Origin of the sequence: Klebsiella oxytoca NBRC 105695, from assembly GCF_001598695.1 — a bacterium.
Classification (GTDB): Bacteria; Pseudomonadota; Gammaproteobacteria; order Enterobacterales; family Enterobacteriaceae; genus Klebsiella; species Klebsiella oxytoca.
Map to the genome: position 1 here is coordinate 280,170 of NZ_BCZK01000004.1, position 22,902 is coordinate 303,071.

Annotated in this window: 21 protein-coding genes; 9 read left to right on the forward strand and 12 right to left on the reverse strand. The window is 54.1% G+C overall.

The window, feature by feature from the left end; genetic code table 11:
- Positions 1-43 precede the first annotated feature (43 nt).
- The 3 genes from purC to dapA form a co-directional block, all read right to left on the reverse strand.
- Positions 44-757 carry a phosphoribosylaminoimidazolesuccinocarboxamide synthase gene (gene purC, locus KO1_RS09355; RefSeq protein WP_004104417.1) on the reverse strand — a complete coding sequence of 238 codons (714 nt, stop codon included), beginning with the start codon at positions 755-757 and terminating at the stop codon, positions 44-46.
- Between the two features lie 108 nt (positions 758-865).
- On the reverse strand, positions 866-1,900 hold the full coding sequence (gene bamC / locus KO1_RS09360; protein WP_064406905.1) for an outer membrane protein assembly factor BamC: 1,035 nt from the start codon (positions 1,898-1,900) through the stop codon (positions 866-868).
- Positions 1,901-1,916: 16 nt separating this feature from the next.
- Positions 1,917-2,795, reverse strand: coding sequence for a 4-hydroxy-tetrahydrodipicolinate synthase (gene dapA, locus KO1_RS09365; protein WP_004104419.1), 879 nt, complete (start codon positions 2,793-2,795; stop codon positions 1,917-1,919).
- Positions 2,796-2,948: 153 nt separating this feature from the next.
- Here dapA and KO1_RS09370 point away from each other — a divergent pair, with 153 nt between their 5' ends.
- Complete coding sequence (locus tag KO1_RS09370; protein WP_004104421.1) at positions 2,949-3,518, forward strand: glycine cleavage system transcriptional repressor; 570 nt, start codon at positions 2,949-2,951, stop codon at positions 3,516-3,518.
- A 3-nt stretch (positions 3,519-3,521) separates the two neighbouring features.
- Positions 3,522-3,992 (forward strand): thioredoxin-dependent thiol peroxidase, encoded by a 471-nt coding sequence (bcp, locus tag KO1_RS09375; RefSeq protein ID WP_004104423.1) that lies wholly within the window; start codon positions 3,522-3,524, stop codon positions 3,990-3,992.
- A gap of 71 nt (positions 3,993-4,063) precedes the next feature.
- Here bcp and KO1_RS09380 read toward each other — a convergent pair whose 3' ends face one another.
- Entirely contained in the window at positions 4,064-5,131 is a 1,068-nt protein-coding gene (locus KO1_RS09380) for an AI-2E family transporter (protein WP_004104424.1), read from the reverse strand.
- 229 nt (positions 5,132-5,360) lie between these two features.
- Here KO1_RS09380 and bepA point away from each other — a divergent pair, with 229 nt between their 5' ends.
- Together bepA and arsC are read left to right on the forward strand one after the other, a co-directional pair.
- The gene (bepA, locus tag KO1_RS09385; RefSeq protein ID WP_004114384.1) at positions 5,361-6,824 is read left to right on the forward strand and encodes a beta-barrel assembly-enhancing protease; all 1,464 of its coding nucleotides are present in this window, start codon (positions 5,361-5,363) and stop codon (positions 6,822-6,824) included.
- A 9-nt stretch (positions 6,825-6,833) separates the two neighbouring features.
- Positions 6,834-7,193 carry an arsenate reductase (glutaredoxin) gene (gene arsC, locus KO1_RS09390; protein ID WP_024274546.1) on the forward strand — a complete coding sequence of 120 codons (360 nt, stop codon included), beginning with the start codon at positions 6,834-6,836 and terminating at the stop codon, positions 7,191-7,193.
- 39 nt (positions 7,194-7,232) lie between these two features.
- On the opposite strand, the gene KO1_RS09395 is transcribed toward arsC, so the two are convergent.
- The 5 genes from KO1_RS09395 to bglK form a co-directional block, all read right to left on the reverse strand.
- A complete protein-coding gene (locus KO1_RS09395; RefSeq protein ID WP_213799324.1) occupies positions 7,233-7,934 on the reverse strand; it encodes a DnaA inactivator Hda in 702 nt (233 codons plus the stop codon).
- Positions 7,935-8,029: 95 nt separating this feature from the next.
- Positions 8,030-9,319, reverse strand: coding sequence for a uracil permease (gene uraA / locus KO1_RS09400; protein WP_004104428.1), 1,290 nt, complete (start codon positions 9,317-9,319; stop codon positions 8,030-8,032).
- Between the two features lie 95 nt (positions 9,320-9,414).
- A complete protein-coding gene (upp, locus tag KO1_RS09405; protein ID WP_004104429.1) occupies positions 9,415-10,041 on the reverse strand; it encodes a uracil phosphoribosyltransferase in 627 nt (208 codons plus the stop codon).
- 182 nt (positions 10,042-10,223) lie between these two features.
- A complete protein-coding gene (locus KO1_RS09410; RefSeq protein WP_024274547.1) occupies positions 10,224-11,654 on the reverse strand; it encodes a 6-phospho-beta-glucosidase in 1,431 nt (476 codons plus the stop codon).
- A 9-nt stretch (positions 11,655-11,663) separates the two neighbouring features.
- Positions 11,664-12,557 carry a beta-glucoside kinase BglK gene (bglK, locus tag KO1_RS09415; protein WP_024274548.1) on the reverse strand — a complete coding sequence of 298 codons (894 nt, stop codon included), beginning with the start codon at positions 12,555-12,557 and terminating at the stop codon, positions 11,664-11,666.
- Between the two features lie 265 nt (positions 12,558-12,822).
- On the opposite strand from bglK, the gene purM reads away from it, so the two are divergent.
- The 4 genes from purM (at position 12,823) to ppx (ending at position 18,282) form a co-directional block, all read left to right on the forward strand.
- Positions 12,823-13,860 carry a phosphoribosylformylglycinamidine cyclo-ligase gene (purM, locus tag KO1_RS09420; RefSeq protein WP_024274549.1) on the forward strand — a complete coding sequence of 346 codons (1,038 nt, stop codon included), beginning with the start codon at positions 12,823-12,825 and terminating at the stop codon, positions 13,858-13,860.
- Entirely contained in the window at positions 13,857-14,498 is a 642-nt protein-coding gene (gene purN, locus KO1_RS09425) for a phosphoribosylglycinamide formyltransferase (protein WP_004114390.1), read from the forward strand. Before purM ends, purN begins: the two co-directional genes overlap by 4 nt.
- Positions 14,499-14,676: 178 nt before the next feature.
- Positions 14,677-16,737, forward strand: coding sequence for a polyphosphate kinase 1 (gene ppk1 / locus KO1_RS09430; protein ID WP_004104435.1), 2,061 nt, complete (start codon positions 14,677-14,679; stop codon positions 16,735-16,737).
- Positions 16,738-16,740: 3 nt separating this feature from the next.
- Entirely contained in the window at positions 16,741-18,282 is a 1,542-nt protein-coding gene (gene ppx / locus KO1_RS09435; RefSeq protein WP_004114392.1) for an exopolyphosphatase, read from the forward strand.
- 39 nt (positions 18,283-18,321) lie between these two features.
- Here the strand turns inward: ppx and KO1_RS09440 are convergent, their stop codons facing one another.
- Positions 18,322-20,541 carry a sensor domain-containing phosphodiesterase gene (locus KO1_RS09440; RefSeq protein ID WP_024274550.1) on the reverse strand — a complete coding sequence of 740 codons (2,220 nt, stop codon included), beginning with the start codon at positions 20,539-20,541 and terminating at the stop codon, positions 18,322-18,324.
- 370 nt (positions 20,542-20,911) lie between these two features.
- Between KO1_RS09440 and KO1_RS09445 the strand changes: the two genes are divergently transcribed.
- On the forward strand, positions 20,912-21,103 hold the full coding sequence (locus tag KO1_RS09445; RefSeq protein ID WP_004104447.1) for a YfgG family protein: 192 nt from the start codon (positions 20,912-20,914) through the stop codon (positions 21,101-21,103).
- Between the two features lie 13 nt (positions 21,104-21,116).
- Here the strand turns inward: KO1_RS09445 and KO1_RS09450 are convergent, their stop codons facing one another.
- Positions 21,117-22,013 carry a DMT family transporter gene (locus KO1_RS09450; protein ID WP_024274551.1) on the reverse strand — a complete coding sequence of 299 codons (897 nt, stop codon included), beginning with the start codon at positions 22,011-22,013 and terminating at the stop codon, positions 21,117-21,119.
- Entirely contained in the window at positions 22,010-22,825 is an 816-nt protein-coding gene (locus tag KO1_RS09455) for an alpha/beta fold hydrolase (protein WP_224227093.1), read from the reverse strand. The genes KO1_RS09450 and KO1_RS09455 overlap by 4 nt, the downstream gene beginning before the upstream one ends.
- Between the last annotated feature and the right edge of the window lie 77 nt (positions 22,826-22,902).

The window sequence follows — 22,902 nt, forward strand, 5'->3', positions numbered from 1 at the left end:
AAGAAGAGCGCCAGAAGAAGAAAACTTCTCCTGGCGTAGGGGATTAGTCGAGCTTCACGCCCAGGCGATGAGCGACTTCTTCGTAGGCTTCAATCAGGCCGCCGAGGCTCTGGCGGAAACGGTCTTTGTCCATTTTATCCATGGTCTTTTTATCCCACAGACGGCTGCCGTCCGGAGAAAACTCATCCCCAAGCACCACTTCGCCTTTGAACAGACCAAATTCCAGCTTGAAGTCCACCAGGATCAGGCCCGCATCGTCAAACAGCTTTTTCAGCACATCGTTAGCTTTGTAGGTCAGCTCCTGCATACGCGCCAGGTTCTCTTTGCTCACCCAGCCAAAGGTTTCGCAGTAGGATTCGTTGACCATCGGATCGTGCATGGCGTCGTTCTTCAGGAACAGGTCGAACAGCGGCGGGTTCAGCTCGATGCCCTCTTCAATCCCTAAGCGTTTCACCAGCGAACCGGCAGCGCGGTTACGCACCACGCACTCCACCGGCACCATATCCAGCTTTTTAACCAGACACTCGGTATCGGACAACAGCGCTTCCATCTGGGTCGGGATACCCGCTTCCGCCAGCTTGCTCATAATGAAATGGTTGAACTTGTTGTTCACCATGCCTTTACGATCGAACTGCTCAATGCGAGCGCCGTCCCCTGCTGACGTATCGTTACGGAATTCGAGTATCAACAGATCCGGGTTTTCGGTGCTGTATACCGTCTTCGCCTTACCACGATACAACTCAGCTTGCTTTTGCATCTTTGTCACTCCAGTGATGATTAACGATAAAAATTTGTGCTTTTCTGCCGACGCACACGTTTGCGTCACTATACATTAAAAAGGGCCGGATTGCTCCAGCCCTGTTAATTACTTACTTAATGCGGCCTGGAATACGGCAACCAGGGCATCATTTTGCGACTGCGTCAGAGTATGGCCTTTCGGGTCGATGAACTGCAGACTGCTGCGGTTATCGAGGTCCCCGACCTGCAATTTATAATCGCCGGACACCAGCTGTGGGTCGCGAGCGCCCAGATCGGTCCAGCCGCTGTCGGAAAGCGGTTTATAGGTCACGGACAAGTTACCCTGAGAGCGAGAACTATCAGTTACCTTCATACCCATTTTTTCCAGCGCGCCCGGCAGGCGTTGCCATACCAGATTAAACGGTGCGCGAACGATCAGCATCGGCAGGCCGGTATCATCAGCCCCGCTCTGCACGTCGAAGGTTGCCCCGGCATTTTTCTGCGCGGCGTTCTGCGCGCTGGTCGCGTTCAGATCCAGACCTTCGGAAATGACGTTCAGCATGGCGGTACTGTAGCGCTGCAGCGAAGCCGGATCGGCAACAGGTTTACCCGCCTGCTCCAGATTCACCAGCTTCACGATCACCGCCTGCTGGTAGCCCTGCTGTTTAACTGAGATTTGATAGCGACCACGATACTGCTGGTCTTCATCGAGGCGATTCCATTCGACCCAGTCGGTATTCAGCGTCTGGCTGGCATCGTCGCGTTTAGCGATAGTGTAGTTTTTCGACTGCACGATGCTTGCCACCTGCGCCCACAGCGAACCGCTGCGCCCGTTTTCCACCATCAGCGTTGCGGTATCACCGTTAAACTGCGTGCGCGCGCCGCTGACCAGCGCCAGAGGCTGGGCTGGCGGACGAATATCCAGCGCTTTGCCTGTATTACCGGTGCTGGTCGCAACCGGAATATTATAATCACCCACCTGAACCGGCAGAATCATACCTGCTGGCGCGTGAAGTTCACTAAGCGGCGTAGCCTGCAAATAGGCCTCGTCGCCGCTCACCTGACGCTTATAGCGCGAGTCAGAACTACAGGCCGCGAGGAGTAGAACCAGCGAAACACCCGCAACCTTCGCCAGGCGCGACTTCTGTACTGAGTAAGCCATCAAATCTCCCTAAACTTTACAGCAAACCGGCATGCTTCAGCGCTGCGGTAACAACCTTCGTACCGTTTTCGGTAATCGGGGTCATCGGCAGGCGTAGCGTATCGGTCGCCACAAGACCCAACGCCTTACAGGCCCACTTGACCGGGATAGGGTTGGGTTCGACAAATAATTTGGTATGCAATGGCATCAGACGCTGGTTAATCGCACGAGCTTCGGCAAATTGACCTGCTAGCGCCAGTCGGCACATCTCGGCCATTTCACGCGCCGCAACGTTTGTCGTTACGGAAATCACGCCATGGCCGCCTAGCTGCATAAAGTCCATTCCGGTCGCGTCATCGCCGCTCAGCAGAATAAAGTCATCTGAAACCAGCTCTTTGATCTGATGAACCCGGCTTAAGTTCCCCGTCGCTTCCTTAATACCGATAATATTTTTGATTTCCGCCAGACGACCAACGGTTTCAGGCAGCATATCGCAACCGGTACGGGAGGGCACATTATACAGAATTTGCGGCAGGTCAGTATGTTCTGCGATAGCTTTAAAGTGTTGGAAGAGTCCTTCCTGAGTCGGACGGTTGTAATAAGGCGTTACCGTCAGGCAGCCAACCACGCCGCTATCGTTAAATCTTTTAGTCAGGCTAATCGCCTCTGCGGTTGCATTAGCACCGGTACCGGCAATGACCGGGATACGCCCGTCGGCCAGTTCCAGCGTCTGCATGACCACGTCACCATGCTCTTCATGGCTCAATGTTGCGGACTCTCCGGTAGTACCTACCGAAACAATCGCCGAGGTTCCGTTGGCGACATGGTAATCAATCAGTTTTTTCAGGCTTGACCGGCAAACGTTGCCGTTTTCATCCATCGGCGTGACAAGCGCTACAATACTTCCCGTAAACATGGGCCATCCTCAGAGCATAAGTGGGACAAGATTCTCAATGTTACGTTTGGTGCCGCAATAAAAGCAAGAGAGCCGATGCCATCAGGGATGTTGTATGCCGGTTTTTTTTATGCTTTCCTAACGTTACCTCACCTTTTTAAAGGAAGAACAGGTTTGACAGCCTCATTACAACACTATCTGGTTATTACCGCGTTGGGTGCTGACCGCCCTGGCATCGTGAATACGATCACTCGTCACGTCAGCAGCTGCGGCTGTAATATCGAAGACAGTCGGCTGGCCATGCTTGGCGATGAGTTTACGTTTATCATGCTGCTTTCCGGTTCGTGGAATGCGATTAACCTGATTGAATCAACTCTGCCGCTGAAAGGCGCCGAGCTGGATCTGCTTATCGTGATGAAGCGTACAACCGCAAGGCCGCCGCAGGCGATGCAGAATAGCGTCTGGGTTCAGGTTGAGGTGCCGGATTCACCGCACATCATTGAGCGATTCACGGCTCTGTGCGATACGTGGAAAATGAACATTGCCGAACTGGTTTCCCGTACTCAGCCGGGAGCGAACGACGATTCAGCACAGCTTTTTATTCAAATCACCGCCCACAGCCCGACTACGCAAAATGCATCAAATATCGAACAAGCGTTCAAAGCCCTATGTACAGAACTGAATGCACAAGGCAGTATTAACATCGTTAATTATTCACAGCATGATGAACAGGATGGAGTTTGAGTGATGAACCCACTGAAAGCCGGTGATATTGCACCGAAATTTAGCTTACCGGACCAGGACGGCGAGGAAGTAAATTTGACCGACTTCCAGGGACAGCGTGTTCTGGTTTATTTTTATCCCAAAGCCATGACCCCGGGCTGCACCGTACAGGCGTGCGGTTTACGCGATAATATGGACGACCTGAAAAAAGCAGGCGTTGAAGTTCTGGGAATCAGTACGGATAAACCAGAAAAACTCTCCCGTTTCGCCGAAAAAGAGCTGCTGAACTTCACTCTGCTGTCTGATGAAGATCATCAGGTGTGCGAGCAGTTCGGTATCTGGGGTGAAAAAACCTTTATGGGGAAAACCTACGACGGTATTCATCGTATTAGCTTCCTCATCGATGCCAATGGCAAAATCGAACATGTTTTTGATGACTTCAAAACCAGCAATCACCACGACGTGGTGCTGAACTGGCTGAAAGAAAACGCCTGACGCACGAGTAAACGCAAGACGCCGGGTCATCGCCCGGCGTCTTTTTTTAGGCCATTCTTTGCGGCTTCGCGCTAATGCTCGTCTTCCACTATCAGGCCATCCGGCCAGGCATGCACCACCGCTTTGATGAGCGTCGCCAGCGGGATCGCGAAGAACACTCCCCAGAATCCCCACAGACCACCGAAAATCACCACCGACAGAATAATGACCAGCGGATGCAGGTTAACGGCTTCCGAGAACAGTACCGGCACCAGCAGGTTGCCGTCCAGCCCCTGAATAATCAGGTAAACCGCAAACAGGCTCCAGAACTCGGTGCCCGCGCCAAACTGGAACAACGCCACGCCCACCACCGGAATAGTGACCACAAAGGCGCCGATATAGGGAATTAATACCGAGAATCCGACCAGTACCGCCAGCAGCAGCGAATAGTTAAGGCCAAAAAGGATAAAGCCAATCCACGTCGCCACGCCGACGACGATCATCTCCAGCACCTTACCGCGGATATAGTTGGTAATTTGCTGGTTCATCTCTTTCCACACCTGCCCGGCCAGGCCGCGGTTGCGCGGCAGCACCCGACGCACGGCGTTAAGCATCTGCTCTTTATCTTTCAGCAGAAAGAAAACCATCAGCGGAACCAACACCAGGTAGACCGCCAGCGTCAGCAGCCCGACCAGGGAGGCCAGCGAATATTTCACCACCGAATCGCCGACGGTTAACATCCGGCTGCGCATGTTCTCCGCCATCGCGTCGATAATCCCGGCATCCATTAAGGCCGGATAACGGCGCGGCACCGTGGCGGCGAAATCGGAAAGCTTATTCAGCATTCCCGGCATATCGCGAATCAGATAAATACCCTGCTGCCAGGCAACAGGCATCACCACGAACGCCATCAGGAGCAGAATACCGACGAACAGAATCAGCACAACCGACGTGGCCCAGGTACGTGAAAAACCGATACGCTCCAGTCTGACGGTAGGCCACTCCAGCAAATAGGCCAGAACAATCGACACTAACAAAGGCGCCAGCAGGCCGCTGAAGAAAAACATAATGCCGAACCCAGCCAGCAAAATGACCAGCAGCGCTATCGCCTCCGGATCGCTGAACCGTCGACGGTACCACTGCATTAACATCTGAAGCATAAAACCCTTCCCTGAAGAGCAAAGCTGTAACAATCTCAGGAATTGTATCGAAATGTCACAAAAAAGACTTCGCTTTTTATGGGTAAAACCACAAACATTAATGACCGGGTGAGTATCATATTTGCAACGCCGCGAACGACGGCTAAACTCGCTGAACCTGCTTGCGGTCAGGGAACATTACGCCGCACAATCGGTCAAACTGGCACACCTACATTACAGGACAGAGGTTATGTTCAGGCAGTTGAAGAAAACGCTGGTGGCGACCGTCATAGCGTCGCTGACGCTGGGTTCAATATTACCTGCTTTTGCCGACACCGCAGACACCCTGCCGGACATGGGCACCTCCGCAGGAAGCACGCTCTCCATCGGCCAGGAAATGCAGATGGGAGACTACTATGTACGCCAGCTGCGCGGCAGTGCGCCGTTAATTAATGACCCGCTGCTGGTGCAATATATTAACGGTTTAGGCATGCGCCTGGTCTCGCACGCCAATTCCGTGCGCACCCCGTTCCACTTTTATTTAATCAATAACGATCAGATTAACGCCTTTGCTTTCTTCGGCGGCAACGTGGTGCTGCACTCGGCCCTGTTCCGCTACTCGGATAACGAAAGCGAGCTGGCATCGGTCATGGCGCACGAAATTTCTCACGTTACCCAGCGCCACCTTGCCCGCGCCATGGAAGACCAAAAGCGTAACGCCCCGCTCACCTGGGTCGGTGCGCTGGGTTCAATTCTTCTGGCGATGGCCAGCCCGCAGGCCGGTATGGCCGCGCTGACCGGTACCCTGGCGGGTAGCCAGCAGGGAATGATCAGCTTTACCCGTCAAAACGAAGAAGAGGCCGACCGCATTGGTATTCAGGTCCTTCAGCGCTCTGGGTTCGACCCGCAGGCGATGCCGGCGTTTATGGGAAAACTGCTCGACGAGTCGCGCTACTCCACCCGTCCGCCGGAAATGCTGCTGACGCACCCGCTGCCGGAAAGCCGACTTGCCGACGCCCGCAACCGCGCGAATCAAATGCGCCCGGTTGTCGCACAGTCCTCAGCTGACTTCTATCTGGCGAAAGCCAGAACGCTCGGTATGTACACTTCCGGCGATAATAAGCTGGGCAATGACCTGCTGAGCAGCTGGGAAAAAGGCAATATTCGCGAACAGCACGCCGCCCAGTACGGTCGCGCTCTGCTGGCAATGGGCAACAACAACTACGATCTGGCGCGCAAAACGCTACAGCCGTTGCTGACCGCAGAACCGCAGAACGCCTGGTATCTCGACCTGGCCACCGATATCGACCTCGGGCAAAAAAGAGCGACAGACGCGATTAACCGCCTGAAAAGCGCTCGCGAACTGCGCACCAACCCGGTGCTGCAGCTCAACCTCGCCAACGCCCTGCTGGAAGGAGGACAACCGGCGGAAGCCGCGAATATCCTTAACCGCTACACCTTTAATAATAGAGATGACATCAACGGTTGGGAGCTGCTGGCGCAGGCGGAAGCCAAACTGGGCAATCGCGATCAGGAGCTGGCTGCCAGAGCAGAAGGGATGGCGCTGGTAGGCCGCCTCGATCAGGCGATTACCCTGCTCAGCAGCGCCAGCTCGCAGGTGAAATTAGGCAGCTTACAGCAGGCCCGCTACGATGCGCGTATCGATCAGCTGCGCCAGCTGCAGCAACGCTTTAAACCGTACCAGAAAATGTAAGGAGATCTCATGTCCGATACGGTCAAAATCTATCACAACCCGCGCTGCTCCAAGAGCCGCGACACGTTGAGCCTGCTGAAGGCTAACGGTATCGACCCTGAAGTGGTGCTCTATCTGGAGACGCCGCCGGATGCCGCCACGCTGCGCCAGCTGCTGAAGATGTTAGGGGTGGCCAGCGCGCGCGAGTTAATGCGCCAGAAAGAAGATCTCTATAAATCGCTGGATCTCGCTAATCCGCAGCTCAGCGAAGATGCGCTGATCCAGGCAATGATCGATAATCCAAAACTGATTGAGCGCCCTATTGTCGTCAGCCACGGCGAGGCCCGTATCGGCCGCCCGCCGGAGCAGGTACTGGAGATCGTTAACTAGCATCATCCTGCCGCGGTTGGCTTCGGAAGCCGCGGCCCGCTACAGCTTGAGGATCTCTTTGACGAAAGGAATGGTCAGCTTGCGCTGGGCGGTTATAGAAGCGCGATCGAGCTGATCGAGCGTCATAAACAGCGAGCGCATTTCACGATCCAGGCGCTTGAGGAGGAACCGGCAGACGTCTTCCGGCATTTCAAAGCCGCGCAGCCTCGCCCGCAGCTGAAGCGCCTGGAGCTTATCTTCATCCGATAGCGGCTGCAGCTTGTAGATTTGTCCCCAGTCGAGGCGCGAGGCAAGATCCGGCAGGCCCAGCTTGAGCTGGCGCGGCGGTCGATCGCCGGTGATCAGCAGCCGGGTTTTACCGGATTCGAGGATGCGGTTGTAGAGGTCGAAAATCGCCATTTCCCACAGCTCATCGCCCGCCACGCATTCAATATTGTCGATGCAAACCAGCGATAGCTGCTCCATTCCGTCCAGCACTTCAGGAACAAACCACGTCCGTTTATCCAGCGGCACATAGCCCACCGCATCACCGCGCTGGGAAAGTTCCGCGCATGCTGCGTGCAGGAGATGGCTGCGCCCCGCCCCTTCGCGTGACCAGATATAGATGTATCCGCTATGCTCCTGCCGCAGCACATTTTGCAGGGCGGCAAGAAGAGAAGGGTTATCACCCGGCCAGAAACTTGCGAAAGTTTCATCATCGGGAAGATACAGTGGCAAAGAGAGCTGTGCCGGTGCGTTCAGATGGACCTCAACATAGGCTTTCAGAAAAACGCGGAGAGTTTAGCACAGAAATACGCAAGGAGAGAACCGGGCAGGATCGCCGCCCGGTATAAGGATCAATGTTTTGCTTCTTCGCTATCGGCAGCGTCGAGAACGACCTCTTCCGGACGCAAGACGCCGATCAGTTTAAAGATCAGACTCAGGCCGACGCCAACAATCGTCGCCAGCGCCATGCCTTTCAGTTCGGCGGCGCCGATATGCACTTTTGCACCGCTCACGCCGATAATCAGGATGACGGAGGTCAGAATCAGGTTCTGCGCCTTGTTGTAATCGACTTTTGATTCGATCAGCACGCGAATACCCGATGCGCCAATCACTCCGTACAGCAGCAGAGAGACGCCGCCCATTACCGGCAGCGGGATAATCTGGATCGCCGCCGCCAGCTTGCCGACGCAGGAGAGCAGAATCGCGATGATCGCCGCGCCGCCGATAACCCAGGTACTGTAAACGCGGGTAATCGCCATCACGCCAATGTTCTCGCCGTAGGTGGTGTTCGGCGTGGAGCCAAAGAAGCCGGAGATCACCGTGGAGAGACCGTTGGCAAACATTGAACGATGCAGGCCCGGATCGCGGATCAGATCTTTTTTGACGATATTGGCCGTTACCACCAGATGCCCAACGTGCTCGGCGATCACCACCAGCGCAGCAGGAAGAATGGTGAAAATCGCAAACCATTCAAAGCGCGGGGTGTAGAAGGTCGGCAGCGCGAACCAGTGGGCCTCGGCGATGGGCGTCGTGTCGACAACGCCCATTACGAAGGAGAGCGCGTAGCCAACCAGGACGCCGATTAAAATCGGGATAATCGCCAGGAAACCGCGGAACAGCACTGAACCGAAGACCGTCACCGCCAGCGTCACCATCGAAATGATGATGGTTTTGCTGTCCGGCGATTGTCCCTCTGCGGGCAGCAGACCGGCCATATTCGCCGCGACGCCCGCCAACTCCAGCCCGATAACCGCAACAATCGCGCCCATCGCCGCCGGGGGGAACATCACATCAAGCCAGCCGGTGCCGGCTTTTTTGACAATAAAGGAGACGATGCAAAACAGCACGCCGCACATGATAAAGCCGCCGAGAGCGACTTCGTAGCCCAACGGTAGCAGAAGCAGTACCGGAGAAATAAACGCAAAGCTCGATCCCAGATAAGCCGGGATTTTGCCTTTGCAGATGAAAAGGTATAACAGCGTTCCGATGCCGTTAAACAGCAGTACCGTGGCCGGATTGATGTGAAACAGAACGGGCACCAGTACCGTTGCGCCAAACATGGCGAACAGATGTTGCAAACTAAGCGGGATTGTCTGTAAAAGCGGCGGTCTTTCACTCACCCCGATAGCACGGCGCGTCATGGCATTTTCCTCTGAGAGTCGTTTGTTGATTGCTGTTGGTGTGTTTTATTCAAAAAAAAGCCGACTCTTAAAGTCGGCTTTTTCTACTTCATCGTTTATTTCGTACCAAAAATCTTATCGCCGGCATCGCCGAGCCCCGGAATAATGTATCCGTGCTCGTTCAGGCCCTGGTCGATGGACGCGGTATACAGCTCAACGTCCGGATGCGCTTTCTCCAGCGCGGCGATACCTTCCGGCGCGGCCACCAGAACCAGCACCTTAATGCTGGAGCAGCCGGCTTTTTTCAGCAGGTCGATGGTGGCGATCATCGAGCCGCCGGTTGCCAGCATCGGGTCAACCACCAGCGCCATGCGTTCGTCGATATTGGATACCAGCTTCTGGAAGTAAGGAACCGGCTCAAGGGTCTCTTCGTTACGATAGATGCCTACCACGCTGATGCGCGCGCTTGGCACGTGCTCAAGCACACCTTCCATCATCCCCAGACCCGCGCGCAGAATCGGCACAACGGTAATTTTTTTACCCTTGATCTGCTCAACTTCTACCGGGCCGTTCCAGCCTTCGATGGTCACTTTTTCAGTCGCCAGATCGGCGGTGGCTTCATAAGTCAGTAAGCTGCCAACTTCTGAGGCGAGTTCACGGAAGCGTTTGGTGCTGATGTCGTGCTCACGCATCAGGCCCAGCTTGTGTTTGACGAGTGGGTGTTTCACTTCCACGATCTTCATTCTCTTTCTCCTCTGAGGGGCAGCCACAAAAAAAATCGCCGGATTATACCGCCTTTTTCCTTTTACGCCATAGCCGATATGTTTGACCGGGATCAACCAAAATGCTTTACGCTGCCTGAGCCAGTATAAAACAAAATAAAAAAACCCCGCGAAAGCGGGGCTGAATGGGGCTTTAGGGCTGTTTATAGCTTTTCGCCGTTGCTGCTGATAACCTGCTGATACCAGGCAAAAGATTTCTTGCGGCTACGCGCCAGGGTGCCCTTACCTTCATTGTCTTTATCTACATAGATAAACCCGTAGCGTTTTTTCATCTCGCCGGTACCTGCGGAGACCAGATCGATACAGCCCCACGGGGTGTAGCCCATCAGGTCGACGCCATCCTCAACAACCGCTTTTTTCATCTCGGCGATATGGGCGGAGAGATAGTCGATACGGTACTGGTCATCTACCGAACCGTCCGCTTCGCGCACGTCAATGGCGCCAAAGCCGTTCTCCACGATAAACAGCGGCAACTGGTAATGGTCCCAGAACCAGTTCAGGGAGTAGCGCAGCCCGACCGGATCAATCTGCCAGCCCCAGTCTGACTTCTGCACGTACGGATTGGAAACCAGGCTGGTGGTTTCGTCATAATCCAGCAGCGGATTGTCATCCGTTGCTTTCGTGGCAAACGACATATAGTAGCTAAAGCCAATATAATCGACGCAGCCCTGAGTCAGCGCCGCGCGGTCTTCTTCGGTGATATCCAGTTTAAAACCGCGGCGCTCGAAGTAGTTCAGCAGGTGCTGCGGATATTTGCCGCGCACGTGAACGTCGGTAAACCAGTAGCGGCGATGCATGGCGTTCATCGCCATCATCATATCGTTGGGCGCGCAGCTCAGCGGGTAAATAGGACACATGGCGATCATGCAGCCCACCTGCAACGACGGGTTAATTTCGCGGGCGGCCTTAACCGCCAGCGCGCTGGCGACCAGCTCATAGTGCGCTGCCTGATACATCACCGGCTCACGGTCTTCACCCGGCAGATACTTCAGTCCGGAGTTAGTAAACGGGGCAAAATCTTCGTGGAAATTGGCCTGGTTATTGATCTCATTAAAGGTCATCCAGTACTTCACTTTATGCTGGTAGCGGGTAAACACCACCCGGGCAAAGCGGACGAAGAAATCAATCAGCTTACGGTTACGCCAGCCGCCGTACTCCGTCACCAGATGGTACGGCATTTCGAAGTGGGAGAGCGTAATCACCGGCTCAATGCCGTGCTTCAGGCACTCGTCGAACAGGTCATCGTAAAACTGCAGGCCGGCTTCGTTAGGTTCTTGCTCATCGCCCTGCGGGAAGATCCTCGTCCAGGCAATGGAGGTGCGGAAACACTTGAAGCCCATTTCGGCAAACAGCTGAACGTCGTCTTTATAACGATGGTAGAAATCAATCGCCTCGTGGTTGGGATAGTTTTTCCCTGGCAGGACGCCATCAGTGATTTCGCGCGGTACGCCGTGCGCGCCTGCAGTCATGACGTCGGCGACGCTCACCCCTTTACCGCCCTCTTTCCAGCCGCCTTCCAGCTGATGCGCCGCTACCGCACCGCCCCACAGAAAACCTTCTTTAAATCCAGACATGTTCTCTCCCTATGCGCAGTCGCCGCTCTGCGACCGGTGTTGCTGATTGAAATGGTAAACCGCGCCTACCAGCCCGGCATCGTTGCCGTGGCTGACGGTGTCGAGATACTCCGCAATGCCAAACCAGGCCAGATGCTCGCGCAGCAGCGCCAGAAATCCCGGTCGTTCCACAATTCCACCGCCGATCAAAATCGTTTGCGGATCGAATAAGTTAACGAGGTTGTAAAGCCCGGAACCCAGGCCGTTAAAGAACTCAGCGACCAGCCGTCGACAGGTCGCGTCGCCCGCATCGTAGCGGTCAAAAATCTCTTCGCCGGTGACGTCATCCAGCGCTTTGCCGAGATGCTCAGCGTAGCGATGGCGCAGCACGCGCAGCGTGCAGTTTTCGTTCATCGAATAGCGCCGCACATCGCGGGTGCCCGGACGCGCGGTTTGCATATAACCGAATTCGCCGGCGCGGAAACGTGCGCCGTGGACCAACTGGTTATTACAGAAAATCGCCCCGCCGATGCCGGTGCCGATGGTCAGGACCAGGAAGTTGCTCATGTCGGCGGCTTTACCCCGCCAGCGCTCGGCCAGCAGCACGCAGTTAGCATCATTTTCAATGGCGACGGGCAATCGCACCTGCTGCTCAAGCCAGGCCTTGATAGCGAAGTTATCGAACTTACGGATGGCGCCGCCCATTTCGATAAAGCCGGTGTGCGGATTAACGTAGCCGGGAGCGCTGATCGCCACTCCTTTACATTCCGGGTGAGCGGCGATCCACGCCAGCATCGCCTGCAGGATCTGGTCGCCATCGCTGTCGATAAGGGTCTGCTTTCCTTTATCCAGCAGCTCGCCTTCGCGCGTCATTACCCCCATTTTTAACGCCGTGCCACCGATATCGAATGCGGCAATTTTCATCCTCAGCTTTCCTCCAGAATCCATCAAATTCTCGGTTTATCTCGCGTAGCAGCAGGAAAGAAACCGGTTTCAGTGGCATGATGATTATTCCTGAGAACGCTGGCAAGCAGAAGAATGTACCCGGTTTCATTTTCGTGAACGGTATCAAATTTGCGCACTTATCGGCCGTTTTACATCGACTGCAAAGCAGGCTCGCAAACGTTTGCTTTCCCTGTTAGAATTGCGCCGTTTTTTATTGCTACCGCAAACGCGTGGAGACTTCGCAGTGACCGATAAAACCTCTCTCAGCTATAAAGATGCCGGCGTGGATATTGATGCAGGCAACGCTCTCGTCGACCGTATTAAGGGCGTGGTGAAGAAAACTCGCCGCCCGGAAGTGATGGGTGGACTGGGCGGATTCGGCGCGCTGTGCGCGCTGCCGCAGAAGTATCGCGAGCCGGTTCTGGTCTCCGGCACCGACGGCGTCGGCACCAAGCTGCGTCTGGCGATGGACCTGAAGCGCCACGACACTATCGGTATCGACCTGGTCGCCATGTGCGTAAACGACCTCGTGGTTCAGGGCGCCGAGCCGCTGTTCTTCCTTGATTACTACGCGACCGGCAAACTGGATGTTGATACTGCGGCTAGCGTAATCAGCGGCATTGCCGAAGGTTGTCTGCAGTCAGGCTGCGCGCTGGTGGGCGGCGAGACGGCGGAAATGCCGGGCATGTATCACGGAGAAGATTATGACGTGGCTGGTTTCTGCGTCGGCGTGGTAGAAAAGTCAGAAATTATCGACGGCAGCAAAGTAGCCGATGGCGATGTGCTGGTGGCGCTGGCCTCCAGCGGACCGCACTCTAACGGCTACTCTCTGGTACGCAAAATTATCGAAGTCAGCGGCGTTGACCCGCAAACCACCGATCTCAACGGCAAACCGCTGGCTGACCACCTGCTGGCCCCGACCCGAATTTATGTGAAGTCCGTGCTCGACCTGATTGCCAACGTAGACGTGCACGCTATCGCCCACCTGACCGGCGGCGGCTTCTGGGAAAATATCCCGCGCGTCCTGCCGGACAACACCCAGGCGGTCATTGATGAATCTTCCTGGCAGTGGCCGGAAGTGTTTAACTGGCTGCAAACCGCGGGTAACGTCAGCAGCCACGAAATGTATCGCACCTTTAACTGCGGCGTCGGCATGATAATCGCGCTGCCGGCAGACGCGGCGGATAAGGCGATTGCCTTCCTGAACGACAAAGGTGAAAACGCGTGGAAAATAGGGTATATCAAAGCCTCTGATTCCGAACAGCGTGTGGTCATTGAATGAAAAACATCGTGGTGCTGATTTCCGGCAACGGTAGCAACCTGCAGGCGATTATCGACGCCTGCGCCCGGAAAAAAATCAACGGCACCCTGCGTGCAGTCTTCAGCAACAAGGCCGACGCGTTCGGCCTTGAGCGCGCGCGCGCGGCGAATATTCCGGCTCACGCCCTCGCCGCCAGCCAGTTTGCCAACCGGGAAGCCTTCGATCGCGAGCTGATGCACGAGATCGACGCCTATGCGCCGGATCTGGTAGTACTGGCCGGCTATATGCGTATTCTTAGTCCGGCTTTTGTCGCCCACTATCAGGGGCGGATGCTGAATATCCACCCTTCCCTGCTGCCAAAATATCCGGGGCTGCATACCCATCGCCAGGCGCTGGAAAATGGCGATGAGGAGCACGGGACGTCGGTGCATTTCGTGACCGATGAGCTGGACGGCGGTCCGGTGGTATTGCAGGCAAAGGTGCCGGTTTTCGCTGAAGATACCGAAGACGACATTACCGCCCGCGTACAGGCGCAGGAACACGATATCTATCCCCTGGCTATTAGCTGGTTTGTCGACGGCCGCCTGCGCGCGGAGGGCAACGAAGCCTGGCTTGATGAAGTGAAGCTACCGCCGCAAGGCTACGCTGCCGAAGAGTAACCTCCCGCCCTGCGTTTATCCACGCGGGGCTTTTTTTTGATTAAAATCGTTTAACAATCAAATATATTGGAGAAATAATTCTTCTTACTGTCATATTGTTGTGACAGAGTGAATCGCTATGCGGAAAATTTCGTCATAATAGTCTATGTCCTGTGAGTAAAACGGAGTGTGAGCTGTAATGGGCCAGGAAAAGCTATACATCGAAAAAGAACTCAGCTGGTTATCCTTCAACGAGCGCGTACTTCAGGAAGCGGCGGACAAAAGCAATCCGCTGATCGAGCGCATGCGTTTTTTGGGGATTTACTCCAACAACCTCGATGAATTTTACAAGGTGCGCTTTGCCGAACTGAAGCGCCGCATCATCATTAGCGAAGAACAAGGCAGTACCGCACACTCTCGCCATCTGCTGGGAAAAATCCAGGCTCGCGTGCTCAAGGCCGATCAGGAGTTTGACGGTTTATACAATGAGCTGCTGCTGGAGATGGCGCGTAACCAGATTTTCCTGATTAACGAACGCCAGCTCTCCGTCAACCAGCAGTCCTGGCTGCGCAACTACTTCAAGCTGTATCTTCGTCAGCACATTACGCCGATCCTGATTAACCGCGAAACGGATCTGGTGCAGTTTCTGAAGGATGATTACACCTATCTGGCCGTCGAGATTATTCGCGGGGATAGCATCAATTACGCGCTTCTCGAGATTCCATCAGACAAGGTGCCGCGTTTTGTGAATCTGCCGCCGGAAGCGCCGCGCCGTCGCAAGCCAATGATTCTGTTAGACAACATTCTGCGCTATTGTCTGGATGATATCTTCAAGGGCTTTTTCGATTACGATGCGCTGAATGCCTACTCGATGAAAATGACGCGTGATGCCGAATACGATCTGGTGCATGAGATGGAATCGAGCCTGATGGAGCTGATGTCCTCCAGCCTGAAGCAGCGTCTGACCGCCGAGCCGGTGCGCTTCGTCTATCAGCGCGATATGCCGGACGCGATGGTCGAAATGCTGCGCGACAAGCTCTCCATCTCTAACTACGACTCTATGCTGCCGGGCGGTCGTTACCACAATTTTAAAGACTTTATCGGCTTCCCCAACGTCGGCAAAGCCAATCTGGTGAATAAACCGATGCCGCGTCTGCGCCATCTGTGGTTCGATAAATTCCGTAACGGCTTTGATGCAATTCGCGAACGCGACGTGCTGCTTTATTATCCGTACCACACTTTCGAACACGTGCTTGAGCTGCTGCGCCAGGCCTCTTTCGACCCGAGCGTGCTGGCCATCAAAATCAACATCTACCGCGTAGCGAAAGATTCACGAATCATCGACTCGATGATTCACGCCGCCCACAACGGTAAGAAAGTGACCGTGGTCGTGGAGCTACAGGCGCGTTTCGATGAAGAAGCCAATATTCACTGGGCTAAACGCCTGACCGAAGCTGGCGTGCACGTCATTTTCTCCGCCCCGGGTCTCAAAATTCACGCCAAGCTGTTCCTGGTTTCGCGTAAAGAGGGTGATGAAGTCGTGCGCTATGCGCACATCGGTACCGGCAACTTCAACGAAAAAACCGCGCGTCTGTACACCGACTATTCGCTGCTGACCGCCGATGCGCGCATCACCAATGAAGTCCGCCGGGTATTTAACTTTATCGAAAACCCCTATCGTCCGGTCAGCTTCGATTACCTGCTGGTATCGCCGCAAAACTCGCGCCGACTGCTTTATGAGATGATCGATCGCGAGATCGCCAACGCGCAAAATAGTCAGCCATCAGGAATCACCCTGAAGCTGAACAATCTGGTCGATAAAGGCCTGGTAGACCGCCTTTACGCCGCCTCCAGCTCAGGCGTTCCGGTTAATTTGCTTATTCGCGGCATGTGCTCGCTGATCCCTGGCCTCGAAGGAATCAGCGAAAATATACGCGTCATCAGCATTGTTGACCGTTTCCTTGAGCATGACCGCGTTTATTGCTTCGAAAACGGCGGCGATAAGCAGGTTTGGCTATCGTCCGCGGACTGGATGACGCGCAATATTGACTATCGTATCGAAGTGGCCGCGCCGCTGCTGGATCCGCGTCTGAAACAGCGCGTACTCGATATTTTCGATCTCCTCTTCAACGATACGGTCAAAGCACGCTATCTTGATAAAGAACTGAGTAATCGCTACGTGCCGCGCGGCAATCGCCGCAAAGTGCGCGCACAGATGGCGATATACGACTACCTCAAATCACTTGAACAGCCCGATTAACCTATGCCAATAAACGAAAATGCCCCTCGGCCGCAGGAGTTCGCTGCGGTCGACCTCGGTTCGAACAGTTTTCATATGGTGATCGCCCGTGTCGTTGACGGAGCAATGCAGATCATCGGTCGTCTGAAACAGCGCGTACATCTGGCCGACGGCCTGGATGAAAACTCTGTACTGAGCGAAGAGGCTATTGCGCGCGGGCTGAACTGCCTGTCGCTATTCGCCGAGCGCCTGCAGGGTTTTGACCCATCCAGCGTCTGCATCGTCGGCACGCACACGCTGCGCCAGGCGACAAACGCCGCAGAATTCCTCAAGCGCGCGGAGCAGGTCATCCCCTACCCGATTGAAATCATCCCCGGCAATGAAGAAGCGCGTCTGATTTTTATGGGCGTTGAGCATACGCAGCCGGAACGAGGCCGTAAGCTGGTCATCGATATCGGCGGCGGCTCTACCGAGCTGGTTATCGGCGAGGATTTCGAACCTCGCCTGGTGGAAAGCCGCCGTATGGGCTGCGTGAGCTTCTCTCAGGCCTATTTTGCTGGCGGCGTCATCAATAAAGAGAATTTCCAGCGCGCGCGACTTTCAGCCGTGCAGAAGCTGGAAACGCTGGCCTGGCAGTTCCGCATCCAGGGGTGGAACGTGGCCCTGGGCGCGTCCGGCACCATTAAAGCTGCTCACGAAGTGCTGGTGGCGATGGGCGAGAAAGACGGGTTCATCACTCCGGAGCGCCTCGAGATGCTGGTCGAAGAGCTGCTGAAGTATAAAAACTTCGACTCGCTGAGCCTGCCCGGGCTGTCTGAAGATCGAAAAGCCGTTTTTGCGCCCGGTCTGGCTATCCTGTGCGGAGTATTTGACGCGCTGGCGATTAAAGAGCTGCGCTTGTCCGACGGCGCGCTGCGCGAGGGCGTGCTGTACGAGATGGAAGGACGTTTCCGTCATCAGGATATCCGTAGCCGCACCGCGCAAAGCCTGGCGAACCAGTACAACATCGACCGTGAGCAGGCGCGACGCGTGCTGGAGACCACCACGCATATTTATGAGCAATGGCAGGAGCAGAATCCCAAGCTTGCCAATCCGCATCTGGCGGCGCTGCTGAAATGGGCAACCATGCTCCATGAAGTTGGCTTAAACATTAACCACAGCGGCATGCACCGTCATTCGGCTTATATTCTGCAACATAGCGATCTGCCGGGCTTTAATCAGGAACAGCAAATGCTGATGGCCACCCTGGTTCGCTATCACCGTAAAGCGATTAAGCTGGATGATTTGCCGCGTTTTACGCTGTTTAAGAAAAAGCAGTTTCTGCCGTTGATTCAGCTGCTGCGCCTTGGCGTGCTGTTGAATAACCAGCGCCAGGCGACGACCACGCCGCCGACCCTCACGCTGAAAACCGAGGCCAACCACTGGACGCTGACCTTCCCGCACGACTGGTTTAGCCAGAATGCGCTGGTACTGCTCGATCTGGAAAAAGAGCAGGAGTACTGGGAAGGCGTACCTGACTGGTGGCTAAAAATCAGCGAGGAAGAGAAGCCTGACGCGGCCAGCTAGTTTATCTCACGCGGGCCGGACTTCCGGCCCGTTGTCCTGTCAAGCCTCAACCAGCGCCTCAAGCGGCGCTGGTCTGCCAATCTCGTAGCCCTGCATATAGTCAATCCCCAGCGAAATTACCGCCTGGCGAATCTCCGGCGTTTCGACATATTCGGCCACTACCTGCATGTTTCTCATCCGGGCCAGCAGGCAAATGGAAGCAACGGCCTGATAGTCCAGACTGCTGGAGACCAGATTACGAATAAAACTGCCGTCAATTTTCAGCAAATCCGCATTCATCGTTTTCAGCCGCGCGTAGCTGGCATAACCGGTGCCAAAATCATCAATTGCCACCCGGCATCCCAGCTCCTGAAGCTGCGCCAGGGTTTTACGCGCCTGTTCCGGATTTGTCAGTGAATGGTTTTCAGTCAGCTCAAAAATAATCTGCCAGGGCTCAATGTCGTAATGCTCCAGCAGCGCTTGCACCTGTTGATGAAAATGGCTGTTGCTCACTGAAAAAGGTGAGATATTTATCGCCAGACGCATTCCCGGCAGCTTCTTGCGCTGCTTGTCCATAAACATAAGCGTATGTTCGAGTACCCAGCTATCAATACGCGCCGAGAAGCCAAACTCGTGTGCTACCGGTAAAAAGATATCCGGCATGACGATTTCATCATTGTCGTTCAACATCCTGAGCAGGACTTCGTGGTAGCTATCCCCGCGGATGCCGACAATCGGCTGCGCCATCAGGAGGAACCGATCCTGATCAAGCGCCTTCACCAGCTGATTCATTATCGCGACTTTGTCTTTCAGCTCTTGCTGCAGATTGATGGCGCCGCGGCGCTGTAAGTTTTCAGGGCTTCCGGTCGCCAGAGAAAGGTCGGCCGCGCTGTTGAGTTCGCCAAGCAGCAAATGCAGATGCATCACCGGCGAGCGAACGTTGCAATAGCTGAATCCCACGGGCGGCTGCAGCGGCATACCATTCCAGACAAAACGAAATTTTTTGAGGTGCTCATAGAGCTGGGGAATGCGCTGCTGATGGCCTTCACTGTTCAGATGAACCACCAGCTCATGCCCTGCCATCTGGTAGATATCCTCCCCAGGGCGCAGTAACTCGCTGAGCGACTCGGCCAGCAGCTGCTTGTACTGAATACGCAACAGAACACCGTAGTGGCGGCCCAAGATTTCCAGTTCAGGAATGCGCAGGAAACACAGCACGGACCAGGAGGATTTATTTAACGCCCGACTCAGCGCCCGGATATTAGGCAAGCGAACGACCGGATCGATGAAGGCCATCCGACGCATGCGCGAGTAAAAAACTCGCTGCTGCGTCGCCAGCATTGCCATATAGGCGATAATAAATGAAAACACCAGATAGCTGGAGGAGGTGATCGCCAGCTGATTGTTATAAATCGGGGAATGCGGGAGATATTGATAGTGAAAGTGAATAATAATAATTAAAACAAGTGACCAGACTAATGAAATAAAGCGATAGCCAAAGCGCATCGCCCCCCATAACATCACCGGCATCAGCAAGGATAACGTATAATTTGTACTGAATATGGTGCTCGTACTATTCAGCGGCATCAATAGAAGGAATAATAGAATTATCAGCACCACTGCCCATATAACAAATTCAAAGCGCTTTATTTTTGGGTCGATCTGTAAGCGAATTTGCGATATAAACCCGCGGATATAAAGCGGATTGCGGATAGTTCGAATAACGAAGTAGCACAACGGCACGCCGGTTAAACATCCCGCCATCAGGGCCTGGAAGGTGATAAGCGAACGCAAACTTAAGGGATTGACCCCTATCAACCCGGTAGCACGTGGATGAATGCCCAGATACTCGGCCAGCTGCGACAGGATAAGAAAGATCAGGGACGGCAACAGCATCTGCCAGAACAATCGCTGAGGCATCAGACTTACGTTGCCATGCGATATTTGCTGCCTTCGCGGGACAAAAACGCGATAACCGCCCCAGCATAAAACGGTCGGAATAAGAAAATGGAAAATGACGCCGATAGTATCTTCCAGCGACATGCCGCGCGTAATGGAAAGCAACAACCCGAGAACGATCCCCGGTAATGCGGCCCAGCCGAAAAACAGCATCAGGCTCAGTACTAGCGCCAGGGGTAAATAGTAAAGAGAGACTTCATTACCATCCAGCAACGCAACGGTATTAGCCCATCGTGACACGGGAAGCAAACATACAGGTAAGATAAGCGGTAGCGCCCACCATTTATCCCGATATTGCCTGTAAAGTTTAATTAAGTTCATAGATGCTCTACGGATAACCCTAAATCCTGCAGGGTGTATTCAGGCAGGCATCCAACCAACCGTCATAATCGCGCCAGGAATAACAACGCGGAACTGGCTGGTGATTTTAGTTATCGCTGCGAACAGACGATTGATATAAATCAAGAAATCACGTAGCTGATATTAATAATACCGTTTTTTTAACATTCATCCGCCATAAGCAGAAAGCATGTAAATACGAGGATTATCTTATATAACATTAATTAATGTTTTGCCTGCGGGATTTTTACATCCTCATCAATTGACCCTTCCGCTTTCCTGTGCCTTAATACGCACATCGCCCAGCCTTTGGGTATACTTTAAGGAACCTTTTGTGAGTCAGGCACCCAGTATGCGTAAACGACATCGATTTAACCGTCGCATGACCCGTATCGTACTGCTTATCAGCTTTATCTTCTTCTTTGGACGCTTTGTCTACTCCTCCATTGGTGCCTGGTACCATCATCAGGACAAAAAGCAATCGCAGCAATCCACTATCACCGTTGAGCCTTCGGATTCAGCAAAAGCGCCTGAGCAAAAATAAACGCTCAAAAAGACTAATGCCGAAGCACAACCAGCACACCAGCCATCACTAACAATGTGCCCGCTATTTGTGCCAGCGAAATGGGTTCTCCCAGTAACCACCAGCTAAAGAATACGGTTAGCATTGGTCCCAGAAGGCCGATCAGCACGGCGCGTTCCGCACCAATGCGCTGCACGGCCGCCGACTGCCAGAAGATCGGTAATACGGTTGAGAAGAGCGCCATCGCGCCACACCATAGATATACCTGCCACGGCAGGTTAAGCGCGGATAACGGTTGAGCAAGATAAAAATGGGTTTGCGTGGCAAGAGATGAAACCAGCAGGGCAAGAACCGCGAACTTCATCGACCCCATACGCCGGATTGCCACCTCTGACCCGGCATTATAAATGGCATACAGTAAGGCCGCTGCGGCGATCAGACCACCACCGAGCACCAGGCTATGCATATCACCGCTAATCTGCAGATCGTGGACAAACGCCAGCAAAATTCCCGACCAGGAGAGCGCTAAGGCCAGGAGTACCTTTTTTTCGAAACGCTTACCCAAAAACAGGACGCCAATCAGAATAGTGAGCGCCGGGTAGGTAAATAAGATCAGCCGCTCAAGCCCGGCGGTAATATAGCGCAGGCCCATAAAATCCAGGATCGCCGAACCGTAATACCCCACTATTCCCAGCAGCAGTAGCAGCAGATAATCACGACGCTGCAGTGGTACACCGCTACGCAGCACCCGTAGAGCAACCAGGATAACGAAAGGTAACGACAGGGTCATCCGCAGCATGAGTAAAGTAATGGCATCTACCGTTGCCTGCTCGTAGGCAAGCTTGACGAATATTGCCTTAAACGAGAAACCAAAAGCCGCGCAGACGGAAAATAGCACGCCGATCAGCTGTGAAGATGACGCTTTATTCATCGTGAGGCCTGCTGCAATAAAGCTATCTGTCGCCACATCTCCGGCGAGTTTGAATACATAGGGAAATGCCCGCAATGCGGAATTTCCGCCAACTTTACACCACGGCGGGCAATAGAAGATAAATAGCTTAGCCCGGCATTCTGGTCGCCGTACATAAACATTTTTGGACACGGTAAATTAAGGAATTTCGCCATTAGCTCACCGTGGTCAGAATAATCCACCATCGAAGAGAAAATCCCCGGCACCGCTTGAGCGCGAACCTTTTGCGGCAGGCTGCTGGCATAGAGCGCGCTGGCCCAGGCTGGCGATTGGCGAGTGCGTTCAATAAAGCGCGCGAAGAAACGTTCCGCGTCCGGCTCAGCATATTGCACAATTTGCCGGCTCAAAAAGCAGTCTTCCGGCGCGATATTGCCCTCAATATTCACAAAACTTAGCACTCGCTCGGGGAAAGCGTGCGCCAGCAGAAGCGATGTTAATCCTCCCATTGAATGCCCGACCAGGTGAAAGCGCGTAAACCCCGCGTGGGAAATCACCTTCAGCGCCGTCTCAAGCAGAAAGGGTAACCCCATCTTGCTGTAATCAGCGCATTGGCTCTCACCACAACCCGGTGCATCCCAGGCAATAAACGGCTGCCCCTCAAAGGCTCGATGGCGCACGAAATCAGCGTAATCCTCTTTGCTGGAGCCAAAACCGTGAAGAAAGACGACCGGCTCCCCCGTTCCTTCACGGCTAATGGACGCGATATCAAGCCCGATGCCCTGCACCGTCATTGGCAAGCGCTGCCATGTCAACTCCGGCTGTATATTCATCATATCCTCATTGCTTATCATTCCTGGGCTGGAATCATAACCAGCTATGTTGATATGTAAATTCTTATAAAATAAACTCT

Bases quoted from the DNA above. Each gene is read 5' to 3' on its own strand.
- purC (WP_004104417.1), bottom strand. From the start codon at position 757: ATGCAAAAGCAAGCTGAGTTGTATCGTGGTAAGGCGAAGACGGTATAC.
- bamC (WP_064406905.1), bottom strand. From the start codon at position 1,900: ATGGCTTACTCAGTACAGAAGTCGCGCCTGGCGAAGGTTGCGGGTGTT.
- dapA (WP_004104419.1), bottom strand. From the start codon at position 2,795: ATGTTTACGGGAAGTATTGTAGCGCTTGTCACGCCGATGGATGAAAAC.
- bcp (WP_004104423.1), top strand. From the start codon at position 3,522: ATGAACCCACTGAAAGCCGGTGATATTGCACCGAAATTTAGCTTACCG.
- KO1_RS09380 (WP_004104424.1), bottom strand. From the start codon at position 5,131: ATGCTTCAGATGTTAATGCAGTGGTACCGTCGACGGTTCAGCGATCCG.
- bepA (WP_004114384.1), top strand. From the start codon at position 5,361: ATGTTCAGGCAGTTGAAGAAAACGCTGGTGGCGACCGTCATAGCGTCG.
- arsC (WP_024274546.1), top strand. From the start codon at position 6,834: ATGTCCGATACGGTCAAAATCTATCACAACCCGCGCTGCTCCAAGAGC.
- uraA (WP_004104428.1), bottom strand. From the start codon at position 9,319: ATGACGCGCCGTGCTATCGGGGTGAGTGAAAGACCGCCGCTTTTACAG.
- upp (WP_004104429.1), bottom strand. From the start codon at position 10,041: ATGAAGATCGTGGAAGTGAAACACCCACTCGTCAAACACAAGCTGGGC.
- KO1_RS09410 (WP_024274547.1), bottom strand. From the start codon at position 11,654: ATGTCTGGATTTAAAGAAGGTTTTCTGTGGGGCGGTGCGGTAGCGGCG.
- bglK (WP_024274548.1), bottom strand. From the start codon at position 12,557: ATGAAAATTGCCGCATTCGATATCGGTGGCACGGCGTTAAAAATGGGG.
- purN (WP_004114390.1), top strand. From the start codon at position 13,857: ATGAAAAACATCGTGGTGCTGATTTCCGGCAACGGTAGCAACCTGCAG.
- ppk1 (WP_004104435.1), top strand. From the start codon at position 14,677: ATGGGCCAGGAAAAGCTATACATCGAAAAAGAACTCAGCTGGTTATCC.
- ppx (WP_004114392.1), top strand. From the start codon at position 16,741: ATGCCAATAAACGAAAATGCCCCTCGGCCGCAGGAGTTCGCTGCGGTC.
- KO1_RS09440 (WP_024274550.1), bottom strand. From the start codon at position 20,541: ATGAACTTAATTAAACTTTACAGGCAATATCGGGATAAATGGTGGGCG.
- KO1_RS09445 (WP_004104447.1), top strand. From the start codon at position 20,912: ATGCGTAAACGACATCGATTTAACCGTCGCATGACCCGTATCGTACTG.
- KO1_RS09450 (WP_024274551.1), bottom strand. From the start codon at position 22,013: ATGAATAAAGCGTCATCTTCACAGCTGATCGGCGTGCTATTTTCCGTC.
- KO1_RS09455 (WP_224227093.1), bottom strand. From the start codon at position 22,825: ATGATGAATATACAGCCGGAGTTGACATGGCAGCGCTTGCCAATGACG.